This is a genomic window from Geomonas sp., assembly GCF_035254065.1.
Classification (GTDB): domain Bacteria; phylum Desulfobacterota; class Desulfuromonadia; order Geobacterales; family Geobacteraceae; genus Geomonas.
In genome coordinates this window covers 1-10,525 of the sequence record NZ_DATFBA010000061.1, presented here as the reverse complement: position 1 = coordinate 10,525, position 10,525 = coordinate 1, and the positions used below count along the sequence as shown (strand labels likewise).

The window sequence follows — 10,525 nt, the reverse complement described above, 5'->3', positions numbered from 1 at the left end:
TCGCCAGGCAGTGAGTTTAATTAAATTAAAAGTGATTATCAAGCAATAAATTATCTTGACAGCCATTGTCAAATGGCCTACTAAAAGGCGTTTGGAATTTTCCGACTAATCAAACAGGTGCAGCCAATGGCGAAAAAAGACAAATCCGAATACATCATCCAGGCCGTATCCCACGCCCTCGACCTGCTGGAACAGTTCCACGACGAGGTCGACGAGCTTGGCGTAACCGAGCTCAGCAAAAGGCTCAAACTGCATAAAAACAACGTCTTCCGTCTGCTGGCCACGCTGGAGTCCAGGAACTACATCGAGCAGAACAAGGTCACCGAGAACTACCGTCTGGGGTTGAAGACGCTAGAACTGGGTCAGACGTTCATAAAACAGATGGGCTTGCTGCGCCAGTCCCGCCCGGTGCTGGAGGCGCTGGTCAAGGAGTGCAACGAGACCACCTATGTGGCCATCCTCAAGGATGCCCACATCGTCTACCTGGACGTGGTGGAGACCGACCTGACGGTGCGGGTCGTGCCCAGGGTTGGCGCGCGGCTCCCCGCTTACTGCACGGCGGCCGGCAAGATCCAGATCGCCTACATGACCGACGAGGAGTTGGAGGCGTACCTGCCGACCAAGGAGATGAAGCGCTACACTCAGCACACCGTGACCGACAAGGATGAGCTCAAGAAGCATCTGAAGATGGTGGCGGAGCGCGGCTACGCGATCGACGACGAGGAGATGGATGTCGGGGTCAAATGCGTGGGGGCGCCCATCAGGGACTACACCCGCAGGATCATCGGCGCGGTCAGTATCTCCGGTCCGTCCATGCGTTTCAGTGACGAGCGGCTGGAGAAGGAGCTGATCCCGCTGGTGGTTCGCTCCGGCGAGGAGATCTCCCACAAGCTCGGCTACCACAAGTAAGGCAGGTTAAGATTAAGATTAAGAAAAACCTGGACGCAGCAATGAAAAGGCCCCGCCAACTCGCGGGGCCTTTCTTATTTCGTGGGCTTACTTTGCCGTTGTCCTCTTCCCGTCCCGGCCTCCCCCCTTCGGGAGGAGGAGCAGTCGGACAGCCCTTCGACAAGCTCAGGGCGAACGGCTGACTGTCTTCAGTCGGAAACAGAGGTAGCTGCCGCTATCTCCCGCCGCCAAATCCTGGCAACCTCCGCCTCCAAATCCTCCCTGCTGCCGCTGTTGTCGATTACCACCTTGCCGAGCTTTTTCTTCTCCTCCATCGGCATCTGGGAGGCGATCCTCGCCCGGGCGGCCTCCTCGTCCGAACCGTCCCGCGCCATCAGCCGCTTGAGCTGGGTCTCCTGGTCCAGGTAGACGACCCAGATCTCGTCAAAGCGCCCTTCCAGGCCGGCCTCGTAGATGAGTGGCGCCACGTAGAAGGTGACCGCAACCCCCGCCTCCCTCAGCCGGCTCAGCCGCTCATCCGCGCGCTTGCGGATGGCGGGGTGGGTGATCCCCTCCAGGGTGCGGCGGGCTGCGGGATCCGCGAAGACGATCTGGCCCAAGGCGGCACGGTTCAGGGTGCCGTCGCTGTTGAGAACGCCTGCGCCGAAGCTCTCCACGATGCGCTCCAGCGCCTCCTCTCCCGGCGCGACCACCTCGCGCGCCAACTGGTCGGCGTCCACCACCGCGGCGCCCAATCGCTCCAGGATGATGGCAGCGCTGCTTTTGCCCGAGGCTATGCCGCCGGTAAGTCCGATGACTCTCACACTGTCTCCCTTCAGTACCAACCTTTTGCAGGCGCAGCCGATGTTAGGGGGAATCCGCCGGGAAAACAACATCTAATTTGCAACGACCGTACCCCGATGCAGTATACGGCCTAGAATCGCGATAATCCGCATGATTTTTCCCTTGATTAGAGCGGTGTGATGTGATAAAAACTGGATACTGTATACAATCTGACCCGTATAATTTACCTAATAAATGTAAACATTTAGCTGAAAATCGGGCTAACTTTACAGCTATTTCGGAGGCCTAAGTGGCAGAGGTTGTTTTTTCCAGCTGGGGCAGAAACATAGTTGATAACCGCAAGGGCGGCGAGGCCAAGCCTGCGAGCTTCAAGCTTCCGGTGACCTACGACGGCGAGCGCCCCCTGTCCGCCTTCATCGGCTGGGACGGTATCATCGTCTACAACAAGGACGTCGATATCCCCGTCATGCTTGCCGAGTACATGAAGCGGGCCCAGGAGAAATACGTCTGCGGCAAGTGCACCCCCGGCAAGAAGGGGACCAAGGTGATCATGGACGCCCTGACCGCCATCGTCGAGGGGCGCGGCAGCGAGGCTGACCTCACCTCCATCGAGGACGTCTGCCAGGTGATCGGCCACGCCAAGTGCACGCTCTGCCCGAGCTGCACGGTGCCGGTGCTGGACGCGGTGACCCACTTTCGCGACGCCTTCTTGAACTACATCCGCGGCGCCAAGAGCCTCTCCTCCGAATTCCGCTACATCGAGAAATACACCGCCCCCTGCATGGACCGCTGCCCGGCCCACATCGACATCCCGGCCTACATCGAGGCGATCAAGGATTACCGCTACGACGTGTCGCTGCAGGCGGTGCGCGACTCCATGCCGCTGCCGTCGGTCTGCGGCCGCGTCTGCCCGCACCCCTGCGAGACGGCCTGCCGCCGCAAGAACGTGGACGAGCCGATCTCCATCATGACCCTGAAGAGGACCGCCTCCGACTTCGAGTGGATGCATGAGAGAAAGCCCCCCATGCTCCCCAAGCCGAGGAAAGGGAAGACCATCGGCATCGTGGGCGCCGGCCCCGCAGGCCTGGCAGCCGCCTACTACCTGGCCCTGGAAGGGTACAACAGCACCATCTATGAAACGCTGCCGATCGGCGGCGGCATGGTCGCGGTGGGCATCCCGCCTTACCGTCAGCCGCGTAACCTCTTGCAGCGCGACATCGACATCATCCAGTCCATGGGGGTCGAGATCGTCTACAACTGCCGGGTCGGCAAGGACATCTCCCTGGACGAGCTGCGCAAGAAGCACGACGCCGTCTTCCTGGCTCCCGGCGCCCACCGTTCCAAGCCGATGGGCGTGGAAGGCGAGGACAAGGGGTACAAGGGCTTCCTGACCGGCGGTATCGACTTCCTGAGGAACGTCTACCTGGGGCTGCCCAGCGGCATGGGCAAGAAGGTCTTCGTGGTGGGCGGCGGCAACACCGCCATCGACTGCGTCCGCGTGGCGCTTCGCGAAGGCGCCGAGGAATCCACCCTGGTCTACCGCCGCTCGCGTGCCGAGATGCCGGCCGACGTCTGGGAGGTCGACGGGGCGGATGACGAGGGTGTCCGTTTCGAGTTCCAGGTGCTCCCCACCAAGGTCATCGCCAACGAGCAGAACGAGGTGGTCGGCGTCGAGCTGATCAGGATGGCGCTTGGCGAGCCGGACGCCTCCGGCCGTCGCCGCCCGGAGCCGATGCCCGGTTCCGAGTTCGTCATCGAGTGCGACACCATCATCCCGGCCATCGGCCAGGATGCCGACCTCTCCTTCATCCCGGCCGAGGCGGGGATCGACACCACCAAGTGGAGCACCATCGTCACCAAGTACGTCCCGCTCAAGGGGGCTGACGGCAAGGACCTGAAAGACGGCATGGGCAACATGCTCTCCAGGACCCTGATCACCGACTGCGACGGCGTCTTCGCCGGCGGCGACGCCGAGATCGGCCCGCTCACCGTGGTGGCCTGCATCGGATCCGGCCACCGCGCGGCCAAGGTCATCGCCCGCTACCTGGAAGGGAAGGGTGTGGAGCTCACCGACGACGAGCGTATGGAAGACATCCTCACCTACTTCGGCGTCTACGACAAGAACGAGAAGGTCTCCTGGCTGGATTCCGCCTCCCGCGAGCACCAGAGCGAGATCCACGGCAAGGAGAGGGCCAGCAAGGGGAACTACTGCGAGGTCGAGCTTGGCTTCGTCGACAGCCAGGCCATCCGCGAGGCCGAGCGTTGCCTGCGCTGCTACCGCATCGCCATGGTCGCCGTCTAGGCGGTCAGCCGGAATTCTGAAGGGGGCAGGCACCTTGCGGCGCCAGTCCCCATCAACCTTTTTAAACCGAAACGACAATTTGAAAAATTGAGGTTTTTATATGGTCAGCTTAACCATTGATGGCAAGAGCGTGCAGGTCGAAGTCGGTTCCACCATTTTGGAGGCCGCGGCAACCGTGGGGATCAAGATCCCGACGCTCTGCTGGCTGAAGAAGGTCTCTCCGACCGGCGCCTGCCGCGTCTGCGCAGTGGAAATCGAGGGCGTTGACCGCACCATGACGGCCTGCAACACTCCCGTCAAGGAGGGGATCAAGGTAACCACCGACACGCCGGCCCTCCAGGAGGCGCGCCGCAAGATCATGGAGCTCATGCTGGTCAACCACCCGCTGGACTGCCCGGTCTGCGACGCCGGCGGCGAGTGCGACCTGCAGGACGCCTGCTACGGGCTGAACGCCACCAAGCAGGAGTACTCGGCCATCCTGGAGCGCCGCCCGATCCGCTACGACTGGCCGCTTTTGGAGAGCGATCCCAACCGCTGCATCCTCTGCGAGAAGTGCGTGAAGGTGGACCACGAGATCGTCGGCTGCGACGCCATCGCGGTGGTGAACCGCGGCGAGGCCACCATCATCGACACCGTCGACGGCCAGCCGCTCAACTGCGAGTTCTGCGGCAACTGCGCCGCGGTCTGCCCGACCGGCGCCCTGATCACCAAGCCCTTCAAGTTCAAGGGGCGCCCCTGGACCTTCGCCAAGGTGGAGAGCGTCTGCGCCTTCTGCGGCGCCGGCTGCCAGATCGAGTACCACGCCAAGGAAGGGAAGGTCGCCAGGGTCACCAGCGACGACGAGACCTTCAACAACGGCAACCTCTGCATCAACGGCCGCTTCGGTCACGGCTACCTCGACTCCTCCGAGCGCCTCACCCAGCCGCTTTTGCGTAACGACTCGGGCGCGCTGGTTGCCGCCGACTGGGACAGCGCGCTTTCCGCCGCCGCCGGCAAGCTGAAGGAGATCGTCGCCCGTGATGGCGCCGCCGCCGTGGCCGGCCTGGGCTCCCCCAGGTTGACCAACGAGGACAACTTCCTGTTCCAGAAGTTCCTCCGCTCCGCCATCGGCACCAACAACATCGATTCCGAGGCAGGGTTGGGCTTCGCCCAGGCCCAGGCCCAGATCGAGCAGCGCTTCGGCTTCTCCGGTTCCAGCACCACCATCGACCAGCTGGACTTCGCCCAGGCCACCATCGTGATCGGCTGCGACCTGAACGCCGAGGCCACCGGCCTCGAATACCGCGTCCTGAAGAACGCCACCAAGAACGACGGCAAGCTGATCCTCGCCAACATGCGCGACGTGAAGCTGAAGAAGTTCGCCAACAAGCACCTGAAGAACCTGCCGGGCCGCGAGCTTTCCCTGGTCCTGGGCCTGATGAAGGCGATCGTCGAAGAAGGGGCCGCCCTTCCGGCGGGCGCCGAGGCGATCAAGAGCGGGCTCGCTTCCCTCTCCCTCGCCGATCTCGCCACCGAGTGCGGCGTCCCCGAGCAGTCGCTCAAGGAGGCCGGCAAGCTGATCGCCGGCAAGAGCAGGGTCGCCATCGTCTTCGGTGCCGACGTGGTCAGGAGCGCGAACGCCGCCGCCACCATCGACGCCATCGCCGACCTCGCCATCCTCACCGGCGCCAACGGTGCCGAAGGGGGCATCTTCCCGATCGACGCCAAGAACAACACCATCGGCATGCTCGACATGGGTGTCTCCCCCTCGACCGGCGGCCGTGACCTTTGGGGCATCGTCGACGGTATCGAGCAGGGGACCATCAAGGCCCTCTACCTGATGGGCTGCGATCTGGCCGGCTTCCCGGACAACGCCAGGATCAGGAAGGCGCTTGCCAAGCTGGAACTGCTCATCGTGCAGGACATCTTCGAGAACGACTCCCTGCCCTTTGCCCACGTGGTGCTGCCGGGTTCCGCCGCTGCCGAGAAGACCGGCTACTTCACCTCCCTCGACAACCGCGTGCAGAAGATCGGCAAGTCGATCAAGGCGCCCGGTATCGCCAAAGAAGACGCGGTCATCATCGCCGACCTTTACAAGCGGGTGACCGGCAGCGCCATCGACGCCACCATCGCCCCGCTCCGCAAGGAGATCCTGGACTTCGCCAACAGCTACTCGACCGATCTGCACGGCGGCATCGTCAAGCAGGTCGCCGTCAAGGCGGCTCCCGCCGCAGCTGCTGTTGCCAAACCGGCAGCCGCCGGGCTTCCCAAGTTCCAGCTGCTGGTGGGGCCCATCGGCTTCCACAACGGCACTTCCACCACCCGTTCGGCGAACAACCTGTCCGTCTCCCCGGCCGGCTACGTGGAACTCCACCACAACGACGCGTTGGAGCTGGGCATCGTCGACGGCGGTCAGGTGAAGCTGACCTCGGCGGCCGGTTCCCTGGTGGGGACGGCCAAGGTGAGCAATGCGCTCCAGCCCGGGCTGCTCTTCGCCCCCTCGCACTTCAGGGATCTCAACGCCACCGGCCTCCTGAAAGGGAACTCGAACCTGGTAGAGGTGAAGGTGGAGAAGGCGTAAAGCCCTCCAACCCACAGCCGAGAAGAAATGCAAAAGGCCCCGGTCATCGACCGGGGCCTTTTCGTTTTTTGTACTTTTCGTTGTTTTAAGCTCCTCCTCCCGAAGGGGGGAGGTAGGGAGGGGGGAGCACTGCAGCAATCCAGTACGAGACAGCATCCAGAAAAGGAGCTGAGTCCCCCTCCCTACACCTCCCCCTTCGGGAGAGGGGACTAAAGGCGGTGGAAAGGGTAGATACGTGTCGCGGGTGACCCGTTTAGCGGCTGGAATGGACCAGCCTCAGGCTGAGGCGGCGAATCTCGCGGTCAAGCTCCTTCACCTTGGCCTCGTACTCGCGCAGGTAGAATGCCTTCTTCTCGTCGTCGTGCAGTGTCACTCCCTCTTTCAACATCCGGATCCGGCTTTGAGCCATCTCTCTCATCTGGCTGAGAGACGCCTTCATGTCTGACACGATCTCCTCCTTGCAAAACAGTGAAGCAAAAGGATGAAGCAACGGTTCTGCTGTCATCTCTGTCCTTCTCTACCACTCAAGCTGTGTGGAGGTCAAAGCAAATTTACTTGCATAGCAGCGGGTTACACTGGCAAAGGGAGCGTGAGGTGCGGCTGGAGGAATGTCAGAGAGGGGAGAAGTCACAGGTTTAAACAGAACCGTAATATCTTAGTGGCTTAAAATATAGAATTAATTAACACTTTTGTCAGGGCGTCTTCTTTTAATGTTGTGCTAAGATTAAAACACAGGAGTGAAATGAGCATCGCAAGCGGCAAAGGAGGGTATCATGACTGACAAGCTGACCCAGGTAGCCGCCGCGGCCGCAACAGACAAGAATCTGGTCGACAAGCTCGACCAGATACTTGCGGGCCCTAACGACCGTGCATTCGTGGTGTGTACACTCAACAGCTGCAATATGAACCTGAAGGGACGCTGCACGATCTTCACCGTGCTGGACGTCCCTCGCATGAAGACGACGACGATCAAAACGGCCGGGCAGCTCTGCCAGAGGGCATGACAGGTGCCCGGTCAGCAACAGCCACCGCAGTACCAGCCGGAGAATTCGGGCAGGAACACGTGGTCGATCACGTGAACGATGCCGTTTGAACACTCGATATCGGTCCGGACGTATTTGGCGTTGTCGAGTACCGGCATCCCTTCATCAAGATGCACACTGAGAGACTTGTTGCACTCGGTGTAAATCTTGTCACCTCCGCGTATCTCAGCGGAGCTTAGCCTACCAGCCACCATGTGGTATCTCACCAGGGATGAGAGAGCATCCTTGTCCCTGGTGATTTCCCCGAAGTTGATCCTTTCAAAGGCGTTGTCATCCGGCGCGAACAGTGTGACCGGTCCGTCCCCGCTCAGTTTATCCGCCAGCCCGCTCATCTCCAATGTCATAAGGAATCTGCTGAACCTGCCATCCTCTGTCAGGGTTTCCAGAATGTTCTTCATGGAGGCTCTCCTTCTCCTGCAGTGCGTGACCCGCTCGCTTCCTACTGCATGAACTGCAGTATTATTACAGCCGTTTTCCCGATGTAATACAAGTCTGCATTTCACTCAGCCAGCAAAGGCAGGCGTGGAAAAGTTTCAATTCGGGGGAGGGGGCTGTTGCTGAGAATGCTGGCTGTCAAGGCGCTTGGGGCTTCCCTCACCCCGGCCCTCTCGCAGGGGGCGAGGGAGAGCTTGCAAAAGGGTGTAGAAGTTGGTGGGGATGGTTATGGTGAGAGGGGCGTTGAAGCAGTCAGTGAAGTCAGGGCAAGGGGGCTGGGGCTAGAACCCCTCGTCGGGATCGGGTTCCTCGACGGGGAGGCGGCCGGTGCGGTCGAGGAAGGCGAGTTTCTCCGTCTCCTTGGCGACCGCCTGATGGCAGAAGGTGTAGATGCGGTAGCTCTCCATGCAGAGGATGGTGAAGCCGGCACCGAACACGGCCCAGTAGTTGTCGGTAAGGGCCTGGGCGAAGTAGTAGAAGAGGTAGAAGACGCCGATGTAGCCGACGTGGCAGAAGCTGCTTTTATGCTGGATGTTCCCCATCATCCGGGCGAGGCTCAGGATGATGGCGGAGAAGGTGTAGAGCACCAGCACGATGCTGATGATCTGGGCGGAGGGGGGGGCGCCCAGGGAGGCGATGATCACCTCGGGGCGGGGGAGGAACCAGAACTCGCGCCAGGCGAGGGTACTGACCAGCAGGAACAGGGAAAGCGCCCACAGGCCGCGGTTCGAGAACCGCCTGAGGCGCTTTATTTCGTCGAGGAGCCCCTGGCGCAGATCGGTCTGCGTTTCGGCATTCACCTGCTCCAGGGTCCTCGTCTCATTTCTATCTGCTTGCTCCATTGATCGCTCGTTCACTGACATAGACAACCTGCGGACAGTCATAACACTTGCTTCCTACAGACATTACTCAGGACGGTTTCTCAATTTCCGCTAATTTTGTCCTGATAAAATAGTAGGATTTGGCTATCTTGTCAAGCTCATACGGCAAATCTGTGGGCTTTGTCACATCGCTGTTGATTTCGCTCTTCTCGGTGAACTTCTGGAGCTTGCGAAGCGGAACCAGCACGATGATCTTGAGCAGGGTCACCACCCCGGCCACGGTCAGTAACAGGGTCAAGACGGTGAAGCAGATCATCTGCAGCTTGATCGAGGTCAGTGCGCTCAGGGTTGCCTCGTTGGAGAGGCCGATATCCAGGGTGCCCAGTACCTTCTGCTCCGCGGGATGGAAGTGGCAGGCGGCGTTCGCGCATTCGGGGTCGTTGTAGATGGGCGCGGTGATCGCCATCACCTCGACACCGGCGGCGTTCTTGAAGGTGCGGGCCTTCTCCATGCTCCCCACTGCGGTGAGCGGCTCCTTCCCTCCGTGGCACATCACGCACCCTTCCGCCTTCTTGTCGACCTGGTGGTTGACCTCGGAAGGCTTGGAGGAGAAGGCGACCACCCCCTTCTTGTTGAAGATGCGCACGTGCTGGACGCCTTTTTGCTCGCCGATGTTCCGGATGATCGCGGTGTTCATCTCGCGGTCCGACTTCATCATGGCGGAGCGGGTCGACTTGAGGACGATCCCGGCCAGGTTGTCTGCCTTGCCTACCGCGTCGCGGACCACCACGTTCTTGATGGCCGTGTAGAGAAGCGCGAAGCAGACCACCAGGAAACCAGTAACCACCACCCCTACGGGAACCAGAGCCCTTCCTGCGATTTTGTCGAACATGGCACCCTCTCCCATTTTTGAGGCCCACCCAGACTGCCAATCCATTCCAAACTTTCTGCTTGGTACTGCCTTTTCCACCCCATCCTCACCCTGTCCCTCCCCTTGAAGGGGAGGGAACGTAGGGCGGGATTCTCTTCCGTGAGTTACCTTAGTCCAGCTTGGTGCTCGACTTGTAGGACGCGGCACCGATCGGTTCGGTTGCGCCGACCGCCTGGTGGCGGGCAGGCTCGGTTGCCGGGACCAGAACTTCCTCGGCTTTCCACTTGTACAGGATCGGCAGCCGGTAGAGGATGAAGCGGTAGACCACGATGTAGACCGCGAAGATGGTCACGGCGATGATGACCTCTTTGAGAGGCGGTATCTCGCGCTCGGCGAGCTTCCAGTTGAAGGTGATCATCGCGGTGTTCAGCCGGTTCAATACCACGCCCAGCACGGTCATCACCGCACCGAAGCGGACGAAACCGATTCTCTTGGTGTGCGCACCGTAGGTCATGACGACCATCGGTACCATGAAGCCCAGGATGATCTCGAGCATGAACCACTGCCCCCAGCCGCTATCCAGGTAGCTCCACTTGTTGTCATGGGCGATGGCGATCAGCTTGATGGTGATGTAGGTGGCGATACCCATGCAGGCGCCCTTGGCGAGCGCGATCTGGCAGCGCTCAAGGCTCTTGTGCCAACGCGCGTCGCCACGCCAGCCCATGGTCTTGGTGGCGATGGTGGAGACGGTGATCACCATGCAGAGGCCGCCCGGCAGCGAGGAGACGAAGAAGTGCAGCC

The 10,525-nt window shown here is 60.9% G+C and carries 9 protein-coding genes and 1 pseudogene; 4 read left to right on the top strand and 6 right to left on the bottom strand.

The features are described 5' to 3' along the window. The first annotated feature begins 126 nt into the window (after positions 1-126). Positions 127-909 (top strand): IclR family transcriptional regulator, encoded by a 783-nt coding sequence (locus VJ604_RS03250; protein WP_324079947.1) that lies wholly within the window; start codon positions 127-129, stop codon positions 907-909. Between the two features lie 188 nt (positions 910-1,097). Here VJ604_RS03250 and coaE read toward each other — a convergent pair whose 3' ends face one another. Continuing rightward, on the bottom strand, positions 1,098-1,712 hold the full coding sequence (gene coaE, locus VJ604_RS03245) for a dephospho-CoA kinase (RefSeq protein ID WP_324079946.1): 615 nt from the start codon (positions 1,710-1,712) through the stop codon (positions 1,098-1,100). Positions 1,713-1,981: 269 nt separating this feature from the next. Between coaE and VJ604_RS03240 the strand changes: the two genes are divergently transcribed. After that, positions 1,982-3,994 carry an FAD-dependent oxidoreductase gene (locus VJ604_RS03240; RefSeq protein WP_324079945.1) on the top strand — a complete coding sequence of 671 codons (2,013 nt, stop codon included), beginning with the start codon at positions 1,982-1,984 and terminating at the stop codon, positions 3,992-3,994. A 100-nt stretch (positions 3,995-4,094) separates the two neighbouring features. Further along, positions 4,095-6,554, top strand: a complete 2,460-nt coding sequence (locus VJ604_RS03235; protein ID WP_324079944.1) for a molybdopterin-dependent oxidoreductase — start codon at positions 4,095-4,097, stop codon at positions 6,552-6,554. A 253-nt stretch (positions 6,555-6,807) separates the two neighbouring features. On the opposite strand, the gene VJ604_RS03230 is transcribed toward VJ604_RS03235, so the two are convergent. Then, entirely contained in the window at positions 6,808-6,972 is a 165-nt protein-coding gene (locus VJ604_RS03230) for a hypothetical protein (protein ID WP_324079943.1), read from the bottom strand. A 355-nt stretch (positions 6,973-7,327) separates the two neighbouring features. Here VJ604_RS03230 and VJ604_RS03225 point away from each other — a divergent pair, with 355 nt between their 5' ends. Further along, positions 7,328-7,558 (top strand): hypothetical protein, encoded by a 231-nt coding sequence (locus VJ604_RS03225; RefSeq protein ID WP_324079942.1) that lies wholly within the window; start codon positions 7,328-7,330, stop codon positions 7,556-7,558. A gap of 11 nt (positions 7,559-7,569) precedes the next feature. Here the strand turns inward: VJ604_RS03225 and VJ604_RS03220 are convergent, their stop codons facing one another. From VJ604_RS03220 to VJ604_RS03205, 4 genes and pseudogenes are all read right to left on the bottom strand, one after another. After that, the gene (locus VJ604_RS03220) at positions 7,570-7,995 is read right to left on the bottom strand and encodes a fasciclin domain-containing protein (protein WP_324079941.1); all 426 of its coding nucleotides are present in this window, start codon (positions 7,993-7,995) and stop codon (positions 7,570-7,572) included. Positions 7,996-8,313: 318 nt separating this feature from the next. Further along, positions 8,314-8,874 (bottom strand): menaquinol oxidoreductase, encoded by a 561-nt coding sequence (locus VJ604_RS03215; protein ID WP_324079940.1) that lies wholly within the window; start codon positions 8,872-8,874, stop codon positions 8,314-8,316. A gap of 67 nt (positions 8,875-8,941) precedes the next feature. Beyond that, complete coding sequence (locus VJ604_RS03210) at positions 8,942-9,745, bottom strand: cytochrome C (RefSeq protein ID WP_324079939.1); 804 nt, start codon at positions 9,743-9,745, stop codon at positions 8,942-8,944. A 148-nt stretch (positions 9,746-9,893) separates the two neighbouring features. Beyond that, positions 9,894-10,525, bottom strand: a pseudogene (locus VJ604_RS03205) (polysulfide reductase); the annotation flags it as partial.

Bases quoted from the DNA above. Each gene is read 5' to 3' on its own strand.
- VJ604_RS03235 (WP_324079944.1), top strand. From the start codon at position 4,095: ATGGTCAGCTTAACCATTGATGGCAAGAGCGTGCAGGTCGAAGTCGGT.
- VJ604_RS03250 (WP_324079947.1), top strand. From the start codon at position 127: ATGGCGAAAAAAGACAAATCCGAATACATCATCCAGGCCGTATCCCAC.
- VJ604_RS03220 (WP_324079941.1), bottom strand. From the start codon at position 7,995: ATGAAGAACATTCTGGAAACCCTGACAGAGGATGGCAGGTTCAGCAGA.
- VJ604_RS03215 (WP_324079940.1), bottom strand. From the start codon at position 8,874: ATGGAGCAAGCAGATAGAAATGAGACGAGGACCCTGGAGCAGGTGAAT.
- VJ604_RS03230 (WP_324079943.1), bottom strand. From the start codon at position 6,972: ATGAGAGAGATGGCTCAAAGCCGGATCCGGATGTTGAAAGAGGGAGTG.
- VJ604_RS03225 (WP_324079942.1), top strand. From the start codon at position 7,328: ATGACTGACAAGCTGACCCAGGTAGCCGCCGCGGCCGCAACAGACAAG.
- VJ604_RS03210 (WP_324079939.1), bottom strand. From the start codon at position 9,745: ATGTTCGACAAAATCGCAGGAAGGGCTCTGGTTCCCGTAGGGGTGGTG.